Source organism: Psychrobacter sp. PSP (assembly GCF_024085615.1).
In the GTDB taxonomy this organism is placed as follows: domain Bacteria; phylum Pseudomonadota; class Gammaproteobacteria; order Pseudomonadales; family Moraxellaceae; genus Psychrobacter; species Psychrobacter pacificensis.
Window position 1 is genome coordinate 12,788 of record NZ_JABLTF010000013.1, and the last position, 16,366, is coordinate 29,153.

15 protein-coding genes are annotated in these 16,366 nt (G+C 44.5%); 10 read left to right on the forward strand and 5 right to left on the reverse strand.

The window, feature by feature from the left end; all coding sequences use genetic code 11:
- Window positions 1-15: 15 nt before the first annotated feature.
- Window positions 16-1,296 carry an LD-carboxypeptidase gene (locus HL061_RS03260; protein ID WP_252962523.1) on the reverse strand — a complete coding sequence of 427 codons (1,281 nt, stop codon included), beginning with the start codon at window positions 1,294-1,296 and terminating at the stop codon, window positions 16-18.
- A gap of 236 nt (window positions 1,297-1,532) precedes the next feature.
- On the opposite strand from HL061_RS03260, the gene HL061_RS03265 reads away from it, so the two are divergent.
- Window positions 1,533-2,012, forward strand: coding sequence for a DUF1232 domain-containing protein (locus HL061_RS03265; RefSeq protein WP_240366239.1), 480 nt, complete (start codon window positions 1,533-1,535; stop codon window positions 2,010-2,012).
- A gap of 122 nt (window positions 2,013-2,134) precedes the next feature.
- On the opposite strand, the gene HL061_RS03270 is transcribed toward HL061_RS03265, so the two are convergent.
- A complete protein-coding gene (locus tag HL061_RS03270) occupies window positions 2,135-2,440 on the reverse strand; it encodes a hypothetical protein (protein WP_071003638.1) in 306 nt (101 codons plus the stop codon).
- A 100-nt stretch (window positions 2,441-2,540) separates the two neighbouring features.
- Entirely contained in the window at window positions 2,541-3,095 is a 555-nt protein-coding gene (locus HL061_RS03275; RefSeq protein WP_093068254.1) for a hypothetical protein, read from the reverse strand.
- A 376-nt stretch (window positions 3,096-3,471) separates the two neighbouring features.
- On the opposite strand from HL061_RS03275, the gene dnaQ reads away from it, so the two are divergent.
- The 3 genes from dnaQ (at window position 3,472) to nudC (ending at window position 8,019) form a co-directional block, all read left to right on the forward strand.
- A complete protein-coding gene (gene dnaQ, locus HL061_RS03280) occupies window positions 3,472-5,112 on the forward strand; it encodes a DNA polymerase III subunit epsilon (RefSeq protein WP_252962524.1) in 1,641 nt (546 codons plus the stop codon).
- A 148-nt stretch (window positions 5,113-5,260) separates the two neighbouring features.
- On the forward strand, window positions 5,261-6,943 hold the full coding sequence (locus HL061_RS03285; protein ID WP_071001828.1) for a hypothetical protein: 1,683 nt from the start codon (window positions 5,261-5,263) through the stop codon (window positions 6,941-6,943).
- Between the two features lie 131 nt (window positions 6,944-7,074).
- Window positions 7,075-8,019: an NAD(+) diphosphatase gene (gene nudC, locus HL061_RS03290; protein ID WP_252962525.1), complete on the forward strand. Its 945-nt coding sequence runs from the start codon at window positions 7,075-7,077 to the stop codon at window positions 8,017-8,019.
- Window positions 8,020-8,084: 65 nt separating this feature from the next.
- On the opposite strand, the gene HL061_RS03295 is transcribed toward nudC, so the two are convergent.
- Complete coding sequence (locus HL061_RS03295; protein WP_071001830.1) at window positions 8,085-9,014, reverse strand: DMT family transporter; 930 nt, start codon at window positions 9,012-9,014, stop codon at window positions 8,085-8,087.
- 93 nt (window positions 9,015-9,107) lie between these two features.
- Here HL061_RS03295 and HL061_RS03300 point away from each other — a divergent pair, with 93 nt between their 5' ends.
- From HL061_RS03300 to HL061_RS03325, 6 genes are all read left to right on the forward strand, one after another.
- A complete protein-coding gene (locus tag HL061_RS03300) occupies window positions 9,108-9,998 on the forward strand; it encodes a LysR family transcriptional regulator (RefSeq protein WP_252962526.1) in 891 nt (296 codons plus the stop codon).
- A 304-nt stretch (window positions 9,999-10,302) separates the two neighbouring features.
- On the forward strand, window positions 10,303-11,160 hold the full coding sequence (locus HL061_RS03305) for an RnfABCDGE type electron transport complex subunit B (protein WP_071003639.1): 858 nt from the start codon (window positions 10,303-10,305) through the stop codon (window positions 11,158-11,160).
- Window positions 11,161-11,251: 91 nt separating this feature from the next.
- Complete coding sequence (gene nth, locus HL061_RS03310) at window positions 11,252-11,947, forward strand: endonuclease III (protein ID WP_058025991.1); 696 nt, start codon at window positions 11,252-11,254, stop codon at window positions 11,945-11,947.
- A gap of 479 nt (window positions 11,948-12,426) precedes the next feature.
- Window positions 12,427-13,593 carry a methionine adenosyltransferase gene (gene metK, locus HL061_RS03315; protein WP_075105952.1) on the forward strand — a complete coding sequence of 389 codons (1,167 nt, stop codon included), beginning with the start codon at window positions 12,427-12,429 and terminating at the stop codon, window positions 13,591-13,593.
- Between the two features lie 83 nt (window positions 13,594-13,676).
- Window positions 13,677-14,036 (forward strand): DUF3144 domain-containing protein, encoded by a 360-nt coding sequence (locus HL061_RS03320; protein WP_071001833.1) that lies wholly within the window; start codon window positions 13,677-13,679, stop codon window positions 14,034-14,036.
- 206 nt (window positions 14,037-14,242) lie between these two features.
- Window positions 14,243-14,584 carry a hypothetical protein gene (locus HL061_RS03325; protein WP_071001835.1) on the forward strand — a complete coding sequence of 114 codons (342 nt, stop codon included), beginning with the start codon at window positions 14,243-14,245 and terminating at the stop codon, window positions 14,582-14,584.
- Window positions 14,585-14,705: 121 nt separating this feature from the next.
- On the opposite strand, the gene HL061_RS03330 is transcribed toward HL061_RS03325, so the two are convergent.
- On the reverse strand, window positions 14,706-16,349 hold the full coding sequence (locus tag HL061_RS03330) for a BCCT family transporter (protein ID WP_240366228.1): 1,644 nt from the start codon (window positions 16,347-16,349) through the stop codon (window positions 14,706-14,708).
- Window positions 16,350-16,366 lie beyond the last annotated feature (17 nt).

Here is a 16,366-nt window from a genome sequence, read left to right on the forward strand (position 1 = left end):
AGTGGTCATGCATGTTTACATATTCTGCCATAGGCCTTCGACATGGATAGCATCCGCCTTGATGATTGGATAATCGCTAAAGGACAACTGGTAGCCGCCTGATGTATTGGGCGTCAGTTGACACATTGCGCCAAGCGGAAAGCTGTGTTTTTTGCCAATATGACCAAATCGCAAGCCACTATAAATTGGTAATCCAGTCAGCTTATGTAATTGACGAATCACTGTGGCAACATCATAACGCTTGTCATAGCTGTCCTCACCTGAACCAGACAACGCCCCAAACACAATCGCTTGTTGACCTTTAAACACTCCCGCTAAATACAAATCATACAGCATACGCTCAATACGATACGCCTGCTCGCCCACATCCTCTAAAAACACAATACCGCCCTCAATGCGCGGTAAATACTCGCTACCTGCCAGCGCAGAGACCACGCTTAGGTTACCACCCCAAATCGTACCAGTGAGCACTTTGGACTCGCCCGCTGTGAGTATGGTAGGCAATTGCTGACTGGTTAAAGACGCATCTTGTATGGTGATCGTGAGGTTGGGATTGGTTAAGGCCTCAGCGAACTGGCGACAGCTGACCTTATCAGGCACAGTTTTGCCAAACTCGCTATAAAGCATCGGTGCCGCAAGTGAACTCATAGACCCTTTCGCCAATAGCGCACATTGGATCGCAGTCACATCACTGAACCCTGCGAGTATTGTGCCGCGCTCTTTCATAATACGCCCAAGCGTCGTCCAATCAACCATGGGTAATATACGCATCGCACCATAACCACCGCGCACACCCAAAAGCAGTTTTGGCGCTGCTATCGCTCCGGTCGCGAGGTTTTGGAAGTCACTGGCACGCTGCGAGTCCGTACCTGCAAAGCGCAAATATTGACGATTGGTAATATCGGGATTACTTATTTTAAACCCAGCACAGCTCATGCGATCTAATGCCAACTGATTGCGCTCATCACTGCCGCCCACATTGGAGCTGGCAAACAGTCTGGTCTCAATCGTGGGCGTAGTGCAGCTTGTTATTAGAGAGGTTTGCGCTGAGCGCTCATCCAACAATGCAGTCGGCAGATCGTCTTTGGTCAGCTGCGAGCTATTATCTGCCTCAATGAGGCTGGCAGCCAATGCGTGAGGAATACTTTGCGCTGCTAATGCCGCAGCACCTGCGCCAACACCTATTCGGTGCAAAAACTGTCGACGGTTTAGGCCAACATTAAGCTCATCAGCTAGGTTTGACTGTAGGTTTTTATCTTCTATTGATTGCTGGATGGACGGTATTTTTGAACCCATACGTTGTTACTACCTATACATTTTTGTTTTTATGATTTATACATTGTCATCTTTTGCAGTAGCGCACATCACAAATGAAGCCGTCATACTCAAACATTGTAACGCATCTTGCCAGCAGTCAAGTTACCCAAGCCTTTACCTATATTTACTTTTTCGCTACCGAGACATACAACATGGGGCGAGTATGTTTGTTACTGTAGATACAAATTCATCGCACAAAAATAAAGGCAACAATTATGTTTACCAAGAAAAATGATAAAGAAAAAACACTCTTTTCTAATTTGAAATACTTGATTGGAAAAGAAGACAAACTTAAAGAAAAGCTAGAAGACAATAGTTATCTTGAACCTTTTAGCGATGATTTGATGCTATTTATGAGTCTAATCAAAGACTATTACAAAGGGGATTATCGCAAGATTCCTTTTAGAACCATTTCAGCTGGTGTGATTGGGGCAATATACACAATAAATCCTATTGACCTTATCCCAGACTCTATTCCGTTTATCGGTTATATCGATGACGCACTTGTACTTAAATTTTGTTTAAAACAAGTCAGAAAAGATTTGCAAAAATATAAAGTATGGAAACAAGAACAAGCGGATGCCAAAAGCACATCGGAAAATGACAAACACACAGACAAGATCAGTCATGATAAAAGCAGCACTGATGAAGAAGATGACAATGAAACCAGTACTGATCTCAAAAAGGCTTCGTAACTAGTTATGTCTTAACCGATAATTAGCAGTTTAAAAAAAGCCACAGCCACTCACTTGGTTGTGGCTTTTTTGTTGCTTTAATCAATCTGACGCTGAACGGTTAAACCTCCAAACGTCAGATTTTAATTCGGCACATCGTAGCTCGCTTTTTCTGGATTGAGGCCAAACGAGTACACGAAAGTTGCTACGAGGCTGTTGACGATGATAAACGGTAAGTCAATCACCACATGACCTAAAATATAGCGACCAATCAACCACGAAACAATCAGCATAACGATAAAAAACCCAGCCAAGTACGCCAAAATAGCAGGATGCTTGAGATTATAAGGTTGGTCAGTCTTCGGCTGCTTTTCTAATACATACGTTCTTATCGCCCAACCCGCGGCATAAGAAAACCCACCTAACACAACATAACTAAAAAAATTCATATAGCTTGACTCTACTGATTTAAAGGCTTGTAGCAAGATCGTTTTGGACAAATACAATTGATCATCAACGATATTTATGCTACTTATGAGCAATACTTATCTAACTACTCTCATTCACATTATCGATAATGACGTTGGCATGTGGATTGGCCAATATATCGGTATTGATGTCGTCACACTCTACTCGATAGATGGTGTTAGCACCTCGGTAAATATAAGACAGATACTCACTGTCTAAGAGTGGGTCGATATTGGCATAGGCAGGCTTGACATGCGCCAATACTAGCACTCGATCAGGACGCCCGATCACCGCATCGACATTATCTGGATCAATAGAGAAAAACTGCGGTATATCACTATTTTTAATCACTTCTAACGCTTCAGGCTCATCCCACACACGCTTAGCACTTGCAGGCTCTTTCATCTGCATCACCCAAGCGCCTTCTTGTTGGCTAATCTTTATTTGCGCAGGCTCGTCTTGACTCACTGTATAACAGCCTGCAAACACAGATAAATCGGTTGCCGCGACCTCAGTATCTGCCTGAGCATCACTGCTATCACTACAGCCACTCAAAAGGAGCACTGTGCTGGCCGTAGCACTGAGCATCAGATACGTCAGTCGCTTATAAAAAATACTTGAGCATAAAGACATAATAAAGCTATCCTGCGGTCATGTATGGGAGACTTGCACTGAGCGCGTTGTCATAAGAAAACTATCAAATAGCTATCTACAAATATTTTCTGTGGATACTATTGTGACAAAGACAGCGCGCTGGTATTGGCTTCTTTAAAAGCATTTTCGCTAAAAAATAGACGTTTTTTAGCGAGCCAAGCTATTTTAACAGAAAACAATCAGGTTACTATTGTGTTATGCGTTGCCATCCCTAGTTTTGTGATTTTGTGCGTCACGACCACCCATATTTACGATAGATTTGTTATACTCACAGCGGCACTAGCATCGTTCAATTAGTATGAGCGCGATGCTCTAATACTACTTTTATGCTTACTATTTATCAGGTTTATACATCTCTATGTCAGACAACCGTAACGCCATGCCACACTCTAATACAAGCAACGCAACTGATCCGTTAGCCGCCAAGAAAAACATAACGGTAGCGTATACTGACGGTGCCTGCAAAGGCAATCCCGGCGCTGGCGGTTGGGGCGCGCACCTTATATTTAGCGATGGTAGCACGCAGGATTTATATGGCGGTGATACGGAAACCACCAATAATCGCATGGAGCTCATGGGTGCGATACAGGCCCTAACACATAGCTCACATGAGCAAAAACTTGAGATTTGGACAGATTCCAGCTACGTCCAAAAAGGCATCACCGAATGGATTGAAGGCTGGAAGAAAAAAGGCTGGAAAACAGCGAGCAAAAAGCCCGTCGCCAATCAAGACCTTTGGCAACAATTGGATAAGCTATGTCAACAGCGTGATGTTGATTGGCACTGGGTTAAGGGTCACGCTGGACATGCCGGTAATGAAAAAGCAGACGAACTGGCAAACTTAGGGGTTACGTCAAACAGTGGTCACTCCTCTATGATAAAAGCATCTGTGGCACAAAAACCTGTGATAAACGAATCAGACGCCCCTAAAAAAAAAGGCCGCATAGCGACTGATAAAAAACCTGTCGCCAATGATGATTGGCTAAAGTTCGACCCATTGGGTCTAGATATGGTAGATGACGAGTTTGACGATGTGTCAGAAGATGAGTTACGAATCAATGACAGTCAACATAGCCATGAAGCACGTATGATGCATAATGATGTCATGGTAGAGACTCCTCACCATCCAGACAACGCACCCAAAATGATGAGTAATAAAGCCATGCCAGAAGCCCAAGTACCCATGAATGATACCGACATGACTAGTGATATCCCAACTATAGATACTGATACACCCAAGTTTGATGGGGATACGAGTCGTGCCAATCCTCATTTTAGGCCGCTACTACCAAAGCCGATACATCGTCATGAAGCAAATCGTCAGCTCATCATGGATACAGAGACCACAGGACTGGACGCATTAAAAGGCGACCGTATCATTGAGGTCGGTATTGTTGAGATGGTTGGGCGTAAATTTACTGGTGAAAAACTACACGTCTATATCAATCCGCAGCGTGGCATGGATGATGAAGTTATTCGTATTCATGGGATCTCTGAGGCATTTTTGGCGGACAAGCCCACCTTTGATCAAGTTGCCCAGTCATTATACGACTTTATGGATGGTGCTGAGATTATCGCTCACAACGCCACCTTTGATATGAACTTCTTAAACATGGAGTTTGCGAAAGTCGGTCTCAATGACTTTGCTGAGCGCGTACAAGTGACCGATTCACTGGTCATGGCAAAGCAGCAATATCCTGGACAAAAGAACACATTGGATGCCCTCGTACGTCGTCTGGACGTTGGTAAGCAAGACCGTACCTTTCACGGCGCCTTACTGGATTCAGAGATTTTAGCCGAAGTTTACTTGGCGATGACTGGCGGTCAAGTGACGCTTGCCATTGAAGAAGACGCACCCACAGAGGGCGGGCAAACTGCCCATACCAGTTTTGCCAATTTGGCCAATTTATTGCTAGCATCGACGTCAGATGAGACTACCAATCAAAGCTGGTACGCTTCTCTTGCAGAGGACTACCCTGAGCTAAAAGCCAATATGTAGCCGCTACATCAAGCCTGAATTACACCAACATTTGTACAATATAGCCTTGATTATTATCATATAAAACGTTAAAACATCATTAACCAATATTTTTACTACCCCATTGATACCATCGTCATTCTCATCAGTACATTATGGAAAAATACTTATGGACCAGTCTGCGCAAATGAAGTTAACCGCCCCCACGCTTAGTGTTACTGATTTCAACCTACCGTCACTCCACTTATTGCATGATGAGATTATCGCAACGCTCAAAGATACTGAGATTCATCTGAGCGAATTCAATGACGATAGTAGCCAAGCACCTTTATTGTCAGATTCTATTGATGTTCTAAAGCAGCTGTCTTGTATTTTTAAACTGATTTCTCTTGTTGGTGCAGAAGTGTTAAACAATGCGATCGTTGACGGTCTACAGCGCCTTTATGACAACGGCGACAACAATGACATGGCTCTCATCATGGATTTATCAGAAGCCATTATGACTTTAGAACGCTATGTCGAGTTTGTATTATTGACTGAGTCGGTAGAGCCTACTTTGTTATTGCCAGTGGTTAACAATCTCAATGCGCATGGACAAAAACCACCAATGACGGTCGAGGACTTTTCTACTTTTGGGAGCAGTAGCGTCATCATTGCTAACCCAGAGCAAAACTTTGAACCACTAAGCGCGCTCAATTTGGATACAAAACTCCTGACCTATGCCTATCGTAGCGGTCTTGGCGTTGCCCTACTCAACCAAGATGGCAATATTGACTCAAACGATCAGCAAAAACTCGATGCCATGAGTGCTGCCTGCGCTTTGATCGCATCAAATAGTAACAGCCTATTTTGGCAAGCAGCAGCGACTGCTGTGACAGATATTGCCGCGGTCTTACCGTTGAACGTGAGCCAAAAGCATACGCTGATTTATGTGGAGCAGCAGTTCCAAAGCTACTTACCTGTGATGGATACACGTTTTGCAGACTTAGTTAATTTTGCCTGTCAGCGTGATACTGTTGAGGCGCAGCAATTACGTGAGCAGTACGCAAGTAACTATCTAGAAGGCGATCAGCTTGATGAGATGAAGCGTTTCTTGTTTGGTCCCAATCGCGCACTCACCGATACACTAAATGACATTATTCAGTCTCAAATCAATAATATTAAAGAAAATGTCGACAGCTATGCACGTGGCGACTCCATCAATCCTGTTGATATGCAAACTGCCCAGATCATTGAAGATTTGACTGAATTGAGCTCAGCACTGCGCCTGCTAGGATTGTCCAATGCAGCTGATAGTCTTATCACAGCGGCGGGTGCGGTCAGCCATTGGCAGGCGCCTTCGCCGGATGACTTTGATCACTTATTACTGGCATTGATGCATGCAGAGAATGCTACAATTGCAATGGCAGAGATGCATACCCCAGGGGCGATCTACTTACCACTGAATAATCAGCATATCTCATTGCATCAGCTCAATACATCATACGATACCCTCATACAAGAAAGCCGTACCGCCATTGCAAGTGCCGAGCAAGCAATTAACGACTATTTGGCAGAGCCTGAACGCGACATGCTTAATATTCAGAATATACCGGGAATGATGCGCCAAGTGGCAGGTGCATTGCGCTTTTTACATTTGCCAACACCCGCCAGCATGCTTGGTCAATTAGCCATTTATATCGAAAAACGTATAGAGAGTGGACAACGTATCGAAGACCCTACACTCGCCTGCATCGCTGATGTGATTATGGCGGTCGATCATCATCTGGATGGTTTTGAGAACAATCGTCCTGTCAGTAAACAAGCGCTTGACGTTGGCCAGCAAAGCTTAAGTCATCTACTTGCTGCTTAGTACTGCTTGCACAGGTTTTATCGTCGCCATTTTGTCATTTTGCGGCGATAAAACTTAATCAGAATACTTCACGTTAAATAAGTCTGTATCTAAATCGATACGGATTTGCTTCAAACTGTTTGGAATCTTTTATGGCCCATGCTTTTATATTGAGTGATGACACTGTTTTATGCCGTCAAATGCCAGATGGTTGGTGGCCATTACAAATCCAACTACCACAGAGTCGTACTGGTTCAGACGAGCAAGCTTATCGGCTCGGTCACGTGACGCTACATGAGAGTCTATCGCCAAATCACTGGCAATCTGATGATAATAATAATATGGATAGCCTTTCATCTGATTTGATCAATGAAAACACTGCCCAAACCTTCACTGCGCCGTCCACCACTGCCATGACTTATGATTACGCAGTCGCTCATAACGTGACGCTGCCTATCATCGCCGAAAGCAGTACTGATACCTTTGTCCCTTATCGACAGCTGATAAATAACATACCTGTTGCCCTATCTGACCAGATCAGTCAAGCGATACAGTTATTAAGGTGGCAAGCAGATACGCAGTTCTGTAGTCGCTGTGCCAGTCCTACCGTACATGCTGACCAAGACGAGCGCGCTATGGTTTGTCCAGTATGCCAGCTGCGCCAGTATCCTCGCGTCCAGCCATGTGTGATTACGGCGATTACCCGCCCAAACCCAGTAACAGATGAAATGCAAATCTTACTCGCGCACCACCATCGACATGGACAGCAAAAACTGCCGCCCATGTATGGTTTGATCGCTGGGTTTGTTGAGGTGGGTGAGAACCTTGAGCATGCGGTGGTACGTGAGGTGGCAGAAGAGGTCAATATCAGCATATCAGATATTCATTATGTGAGTAGCCAGCCTTGGCCATTTCCCTCCAATTTGATGCTTGGGTTCCGTGCCTCTTATGCCAGTGGCGATATTATTATTCAAGAAGACGAACTGGCGCATGCTGATTTTTTTGATCTCTCTAACCTGCCAAAGATTCCACCAAAGGGCAGTATCGCTCGAGAATTGATCGATCAGATTGCCAAAGAACAAGGCATTTTATTATGAAATTAAATGACACTGTCACTGGCAGCTCATTTTAGCGGCTAATGTCAGTGCCTACTGCGTCTCACTTAGACATTATGGGCGGTCAGACGCTGATGTTGCCATTTGACAAGTCTGGGTATCAATAGCCCTGCAATCACAATCGCCATACCTAATAATTGCAAAGCGGTCACTTGCTGACCGTAAGCAAAGGCCGTGAGCGCAGCAAACACTGGCACAAAATTAAAGAATAATGACGCATTAGCAGCGCCCAACTGCTTGACGCCAGAGATCCACAATAGATAACCGCCAACCGTGCCGAAGACGCCAATAAATATCAAGTCGCCAAAGACACTGCGACTGATGGCTAAGCTTTCTTGCAATGGATGTACCTCTGCACTAAATAACACCATGAGCGATATCACCCCAAGACCTGACAGCATACCGACCAAGGTATAAGGAATCATCGGCATCCAGCGGCTGATACCTTGAGTCAGATAAGTATAGAGACTCCAGCACAGCATACCTAAAAAAATCATTTGATCGCCATGGTTAAATTCAAACCCTAGCAGTTTGGCAAATGCGCCATCGGTCAGTACCAGCAGTACGCCAGAGAGACAAACCACCAAACTAAACAGCGCGCCTTTGGTAGGAAACTGGCGCTGCGCTATAGAACCAATCAAAGAAGTCACCAGCGGGCTAAGCGCCATAATCAACGCACCATTGTTAGCATTAGTCTGTTCAAGCCCAGTAAACAGCCCCAAGTTTAAGCCACCAACACCAATGATGGATACACCAATCGCCCACGCCCATTGTTTGGGTGTGAGATTAGGGATTGGCATGTGCTTATATTTTGTATAAAGGTACAGACACATCGAGGCAATGCTAAAACGCCACATGACTAAGGTTAATGCATTTACTTCACTCAAGGCATGCTTGCCGACAGGAAAACTTGCGCCCCAGAGAAACGTACACAGTAATAAATATAGGACGGCGGTGGTGTTCGCTGAACGGCTCATACTGCACCCAAAAAACTTGCGAAAAGATAACCACCAGTGTATATATTTTAAATACGGTATAAACAAGCAATAACGAGAGCATAGATTCTGAATATGAAATTTAACTACTCCCTCGATGACATGCGCAGTTTTTGCGCGGTTGTCCGCTACGGCAGCTTTCGCCAAGCCTCTATAATGCTTGACATGCCCCTATCGACATTGAGTCGCCGAGTTGCCAAACTAGAAGCAGATCTGGCACTTAGGTTGCTCAACCGAGATGCGCACCGCGTACAGTTGACCCATGCAGGGCAACAATATTACAAGAGCAGCGCCCATCTCTTTGATGAGTTAGAAAACGTCGCGTGTTGCTTACTACAAGATAAAAATGAGGCCAAAGGCACAATCAGAATCAGCGCCCCTGTCAATTTTGGTAGTGATATTTTAGCGCCGCATTTCAATGCTTTTTTAAAACAATATCCAGATATCCATTTAGATTTGCGTCTGTCCAATCAGACCATTGATATTGACGCGCAAGCTATTGATGTCGCTTTTCGTATTGGTGAACACAGTGCCAATCATTGGATTGGGCGGCAGCTGACCAATATTCGCTTTATGATTTGTGCAGCCAGCGATATCGATGTATCCGATATCCAAACGCCCAATGATTTGGCGGAATACCCAACTGTCCTATGTCCTCCGATGTTTACGTGGCATCTACAGCATCGTATAACGGGCGAGGTACAGGCGCATCAGCCAACAAATAATATCCGTCTAAAAGTTGATAATATTAGTTTACTAACGGGGGCTATTGCGGATGGTATCGGTCTAGGTTTCATCCCCGATTATGATGCACAGCCTTTGATCACATCAGGCGGTTTGCAGCAAGTATTGCCTGATTGGAATAACCAACCTAGAGGCTGCCAGATGCTCTATCGCGACCGTGATAACATGCCTCATCGCATGCATCTATTGATTGATTTTATCCTCAAGCGTTTTAGTAAGTAGACATTCCGCAAACGCTCACCGTTTTTAGAATAAATGCATCACAATATCATTGATCTTATGCTTTAATTTTTAATGTTCAAGACTAGGTTTTCGACCCTGATGTTTTACGGCTTTAAATGTGTTAATCTTCGCAGCGCAACAGCGATCGACACGGCTGGGTCATTGACTATTTGATATAGAACGTCAGTACAAAGATCCATAATTTGCCTATAAAATATGCAATCAATAGTCACTTATCTACCTAGCCACTGACAGACATAAGTGACAGTCGCTAATGATGACCGATACTAAGGCCAGTAATACCATGTCCCAAACCGACACCCATCCTCAAAGTACTGAACAGACACGCTTGACAGATTTACCGATCTTGTTTAAGTCGCTGCACATTGATACCCTGCCAAATGATGTACAGACAAAAATTGCACGCGTTGATGCTTGTCTGCCGCAAACGCAATGCGGGCTTTGTGAGCATCCAGATGGCTGCTTGCCTTACGCCACTGCTATCGTATTAAAGGGTGAGCCATACAATAAATGTGTGCCTGGTGGCCAGCCAGTAACGGACGCTATCGCTCAGACAATTGGGATAGATACTCATCTGACAGCCGCACCATCACAATGGCCGATAGACATGACATCAGGACGTCCAACAGAGGTTCGTGCTGTGATTCGTGAAGACGACTGTATCGGCTGTACCAAATGTATTCCGGCTTGTCCAGTGGATGCTATCGTCGGTACTGGCAAACACATGCATACGATTTTTACCGATTTGTGCACAGGCTGTGAGCTATGTATCGCACCCTGCCCTGTTGATTGTATCGACTTGGTCATTGTCGAGCGTGAGCTTTCTCCCTTTGAGAGAGTAGCCGAACAAGAAGACTTGAGACAGCGCTACCACACGCATCTCAAACGCGTGACAGAACAACTGGCTGATACCAGCAATAGCAAACCTGTGGTCAGCATGGTAGAGGCCAAGCTCAACAATGCAACGAGCCAATCGCTAAATATTAGCGAAGCACAAGCAAAGAATACCATTGCAGCGGCTAAACTACGTACCAAAATCAAAAAACTCGAAAAGCAGCTCAGCGTGCGCGCCAATGATAAAAAACAAATGGAGCTTGAAGGCTTGCAAGCAGAGCTCGACGCATTACAAGCGGTGCTGTGATTACGTGATTGATACTTTAATAACTCATATAAATGCCATCGCTAGCATATAATTTTGCAACACCACTCACTAAAATAATAGTTAAAACACCATGAGTAAAACGGTCAAACATAAAACAGCCGATACACCGCCCTCTAGAAGAATGCCCAATCGCGATGTGCGTCCATTTTTTGAAAAGCTAGCGGCGACGATTGACGAGCCTGTCACCGAGCTAAATTACGGCAGTAATTTCGAGCTGCTCATCGCCGTTATCTTATCTGCACAGGCAACTGATGTGAGCGTCAATATTGCCACTCAGCAGTTGTACCCCGTGGCGAACACACCTGAAGCTATACTGGCACTAGGCGAAGAAGGTCTAAAGACGTATATCAAAAATATTGGCTTATATAACGCAAAAGCCAAAAATGTCATCAAGACTTGCCGCGATTTGATTGAAAAGTTTGATAGCACCGTCCCTGACAACCGCAAAGATCTAGAATCATTAGCTGGTGTGGGGCGTAAAACCGCCAACGTAGTTTTGAATACTGCTTTTGGTCAGCCAACCATGGCGGTCGACACGCATATCTTTCGCGTCGGCAATCGTACTGGACTCGCTACTGGTAAAACGGTGCTCATCGTCGAAAACAAACTGGTCGAGCGTATACCCGATGACTTTATCGTTGATGCGCATCATTATCTTATTTTGCACGGGCGCTATACCTGCCAAGCGCGTACACCCAAATGCGGCGCTTGCCCCGTCTATGAAGAGTGCATGTTTAAAGATAAAGCGACCTTTTTAGAACTATAACGTAGTGACACTCCTGTCTCAAAGACAAACTTATGTAGCCATGAACTGGCAAGTACCTACGTTTTACGACAGTGAATCACTTGTTGAGCATTTCTTATAGTATAGCAAGTGCTGCTCACTAGAGTTTTATAACGTTTCAGGGTAGAATAACCCTATTTTGTGTTAAGAGATTTTGGCAATTACCCCGCTTCTGATAAGGCAATCTGCACACTGACAGTAGCCTATTAGAGCGAACATTGACCTAACTCTCTACCGCCATAGCCATAAAAGCTTATTATCATTGCTCCATATATGAATTGATTGAATGATAGTAGGTCTAGATTTTAGCCAAATTGATGACAAAAACTTTGTTCAACACCGATTTTTAGCATTGAGAAATACCGATTATCTGCCGCGTAAATGCGTGGTCAACATTAATTAGAGCAGCACCCAGAGTGTTGCTTTTCCTACCTTTATTGATTCAATTAAGCGATCCCATTATGCGTGAATACAACTTATTTACCTCCGAATCTGTGAGCGAAGGCCACCCTGACAAAATGGCTGACCAAATATCAGACGCCATCCTTGATGCTATCTTACGTGAAGACTTACACGCACGTGTGGCCTGCGAAACTTTAGTAAAAACAGGCGCGGTGATACTTGCCGGTGAAATCACCACAACTGCCAATATCGATTTAGAGCGGCTGGTGCGTGACACGGTCAACGGCATTGGTTATCACCACTCAGATTTGGGTTTTGATGGCGAGACTTGTGCGGTCATCAATATGCTGGGTAAGCAGTCTCCTGAAATCGCTCAAGGTGTCGATCGTCATGATCCTGAAGAGCAAGGTGCAGGCGATCAAGGTTTAATGTTTGGTTACGCCAGTAATGAAACTGATGTATTAATGCCGGCCCCTATTGAATATGCCCATCGTTTGATGGAGCGTCAATCTGAGCTGCGCCGTGCAGGCGAGCTACCATGGCTCCGTCCTGATGCCAAAGCGCAGGTTACCTTGAAGTATGATGGCAACCGTCCTGCTGCAATCGATGCGGTCGTTCTATCAACTCAGCATGATCCGAGCATCTCGCAGTCTGATCTGCAAGAAGCAGTGATGGAATCTATCATCAAGCAAGTGCTACCGGCTGATCTGTTACATGCGGGTACACGCTACCATATCAATCCAACGGGTAAGTTTGTCATTGGTGGTCCTGTGGGTGATGCAGGCTTAACAGGCCGCAAAATCATTGTCGATACTTACGGCGGTATGGCACGTCATGGGGGCGGTGCTTTTAGTGGTAAAGATCCCTCAAAAGTAGATCGCAGTGCTGCTTATGCGGTACGTTATGTGGCCAAAAACATCGTCGCAGCTGGTCTTGCTGATCGCTGTGAAGTACAAGTCAGTTACGCGATTGGGGTTGCTGAGCCAACGTCTATCTCTGTCAACACTTTTGGCACGAGCAAAATCAGTAACGATGAAATCATTCGCCTGATTCGTACTCATTTTGATTTGCGTCCTTATGGCATCACTCGTATGCTGAACCTATTACAGCCAATGTATCAGCAGACGGCTACCTTTGGACATTTTGGTCGTCAAGGCTCAGAAACTGCCTTTACTTGGGAAAAAACAGACAAAGCAGATATCTTAAAAGCAGACGCTGGCTTATAAGGGTCATAGAGTCATTACGTTGAATCATTTACAAACCGCCTTTATATACTAAAATTATCGACACTTATTATTAGGAGCAGCTTATGTCTCAAGACAGCAACACTCAAGACAACAATGTGGATGCAAGCATTGAAATCACCCCTGAAATGCAGGCGTTTTACCAACGCGCTGATGCTATCATCGGTGTCGCCAATAGTCAGCTAGGCCCTGATGCCCATTCAGGACAGGTAGGTGCTTCTTTGTTATATGCTGCCGCACGCTACAGCGCCTCTGTGGCCTCGATTGGCTTCGTGAAAGCCGATGATTTTGCCAAAGAAAAAGACGATATCGTCGAGTTTTATGTCAAACAATATCGCCAGATGCTAAGTGACAATTTGACAGATTATGCACAAAATTTCGATAAATATGTGCAGCTAAACAAAGATGATAAGCCAGCTGAATAAGTTGCTATTCTTATCTAGGTAGATATTCTGCTGTGACAATCATCTGTATTTAACAAAAAACCCAAGCCGCTCAAGCTTGGGTTTTTTGTATTATGTTATTGAGTCCATAGCCATTCATTAGTTATTATAAAACTTTAAGTGCTATATCGATCTATCAATAACGTGACGAGCGGTAATAGAACGCTTGCAAATAAGGACATCACATCATGCAAAAAACGCTATCTAAATTATCACTGCCTACACTGGCGCAATCCCTCAAACCATCATTAGCTGTCGTCTCCTTGGTATTAGCACTGGCGGGTTGCAGCGCTACGCCTGGCGCAGTTACTCCCACGCAACCTGCAACAGATAACAGTCAAATGCTTGAAAACACCTTAACTCACTGTCCAACCTCTCGCTCTGAGAAGACCATGTGTACCATGCAATATGATCCAGTCTGTGTAAAAACGAAAGTTGGCTCAGTGATAAGCTACCGTACGGCAGGTAATGCTTGCTCGGCCTGTAACATACCTGAGGCCATTAGTTATACCAAAGGTGAATGCAGTTAATTCATAAGAATACTTCATTCCAAAAAATATATTTGAGTAGCCACAAAGAAGCCCCAATTTAAAAATAAATTGGGGCTTCTATTAATGATTAGAACAATGGTTAAAATAACGATTTTACTGCTTAGTCACCCTTAACAATCTTAGGTGGGCCTTTGAGTAAATGCTCATCAACAAACTCATCTGCAGAGTTATGATCTGCTGACTCATCTGTGATATAGCTTTGCTGCGCACGGTAAAGAATCAGACGATCACGTCCTAATCCGCGTAACAACGCATACATTATGACAAAAACCACTAAAGCAAATGGCAATCCTGCTACGATGGCAGCTGCCTGCAAAGCAGACAATCCACCAGCCGCTAACAATATGGCAGCGATAACGCCTTCTGTGGTTGCCCAAAACAAACGCTGAATCTTTGGTGGATTGGTATCGCCACCAGCGGTCAGCATATCGATAACAAAACTGGCCGAATCTGACGAAGTCACAAACCAAAGCATAATCATGACAACAATCATTAACGTAATCGGTTTGGCTAGTGGGTAGTACTCAACTAGCTTAAAGATTGCGCTACCGGTATCTGCTTGTACTGCTTCAACCAAACCTGGGCTAATACCTGTCACAGCAGAGGCAAGCTCCATATGAATCGCTACGCCACCAAAGGTCGTGAACCAAAAGAACAAGATAAGCATAGGGATTAACAGTACCCCAAACGTAAACTCACGGATGGTACGACCACGAGAGATACGGGCAATAAAGATACCAACGAATGGTGCCCAGCTCACCCACCATGCCCAATAAAATATCGTCCAAGCACTTTGCCAATCTGTTCCACTATAAGACTCGCCCCACGTACCCAAAGGCACGAGTACAGTCAGATAGTTGCCGATATTTTCGATAAAGCTATCAAAGATAAAGAGCGTTGGCCCTAAAGCCACCATGAATACCAATAAAACGATTGTAAAACCGATATTGATATCACTAAGGCGCTTAATACCTTTATCCAGACCCATCATAACGGAAGCGGCTGCAAGCGCTGTGATGAAAGCTATCAAACCGAACTGTACAGTGAGACTATTCGGCATGCCAAATAGTTTCTCAAGTCCCGCATTGATCTGCATCACTCCAAGCCCGAGTGAGGTGACCACACCAAACATCGTACCGAACACGGCCAAGATATCGACCGTATGCCCCCAGCGACCATAGATTCTTTTGCCGAGCAAAGGATACAAAGTTGAGCGAATCGATAAAGGCAAACCGCGACGAAAATGAAAATACGCTAACGACAGTGCCACAATCGTATAGATGCCCCAAGCGTGTAGACCCCAATGCATAAATGAGATATTCATCGCTTGCTTTGCGGCTTCAACCGTTTCGGCCTCGCCCATTGGTGGTGCCATAAAGTGATACAACGGCTCCGCTGTACCCCAGTAGACAAGGCCAATACCAATACCAGCAGAGAACAACATACCAATCCAAGAAAACAGATTGTACTGTGGTCGCTCCGTTTGGTTACCTAAACGAATATCACCATAGCGACTCATTCCTAAGTAAATGCAAAGCCCAAGCGCTGTATTCACTAAGATAATGAATAGCCAACCAAACTTATCGGTAATAAAATTTTGTAAAAAACTAAAAACAGCCCCTGCTGTTTCGGTGAAAAACGCACCGAAAATAATAAAGCCAACAATCAGCAGTGATGATGTAATAAACACAGGTTTACTTACCCGCGGAAAAGGTCCTAATCTGCCTACTTTTACTTCTTCCATGTGCAAGTCTCAAATTT

Excerpts from the sequence above, each read along its gene's own strand:
- HL061_RS03260 (WP_252962523.1), bottom strand. The coding sequence starts at position 1,296 with ATGGGTTCAAAAATACCGTCCATCCAGCAATCAATAGAAGATAAAAAC.
- HL061_RS03265 (WP_240366239.1), top strand. The coding sequence starts at position 1,533 with ATGTTTACCAAGAAAAATGATAAAGAAAAAACACTCTTTTCTAATTTG.
- HL061_RS03270 (WP_071003638.1), bottom strand. The coding sequence starts at position 2,440 with ATGAATTTTTTTAGTTATGTTGTGTTAGGTGGGTTTTCTTATGCCGCG.
- dnaQ (WP_252962524.1), top strand. The coding sequence starts at position 3,472 with ATGTCAGACAACCGTAACGCCATGCCACACTCTAATACAAGCAACGCA.
- HL061_RS03285 (WP_071001828.1), top strand. The coding sequence starts at position 5,261 with ATGGACCAGTCTGCGCAAATGAAGTTAACCGCCCCCACGCTTAGTGTT.
- nudC (WP_252962525.1), top strand. The coding sequence starts at position 7,075 with ATGGCCCATGCTTTTATATTGAGTGATGACACTGTTTTATGCCGTCAA.
- HL061_RS03295 (WP_071001830.1), bottom strand. The coding sequence starts at position 9,014 with ATGAGCCGTTCAGCGAACACCACCGCCGTCCTATATTTATTACTGTGT.
- HL061_RS03300 (WP_252962526.1), top strand. The coding sequence starts at position 9,108 with ATGAAATTTAACTACTCCCTCGATGACATGCGCAGTTTTTGCGCGGTT.
- HL061_RS03305 (WP_071003639.1), top strand. The coding sequence starts at position 10,303 with ATGTCCCAAACCGACACCCATCCTCAAAGTACTGAACAGACACGCTTG.
- nth (WP_058025991.1), top strand. The coding sequence starts at position 11,252 with ATGAGTAAAACGGTCAAACATAAAACAGCCGATACACCGCCCTCTAGA.
- metK (WP_075105952.1), top strand. The coding sequence starts at position 12,427 with ATGCGTGAATACAACTTATTTACCTCCGAATCTGTGAGCGAAGGCCAC.
- HL061_RS03320 (WP_071001833.1), top strand. The coding sequence starts at position 13,677 with ATGTCTCAAGACAGCAACACTCAAGACAACAATGTGGATGCAAGCATT.
- HL061_RS03325 (WP_071001835.1), top strand. The coding sequence starts at position 14,243 with ATGCAAAAAACGCTATCTAAATTATCACTGCCTACACTGGCGCAATCC.
- HL061_RS03330 (WP_240366228.1), bottom strand. The coding sequence starts at position 16,349 with ATGGAAGAAGTAAAAGTAGGCAGATTAGGACCTTTTCCGCGGGTAAGT.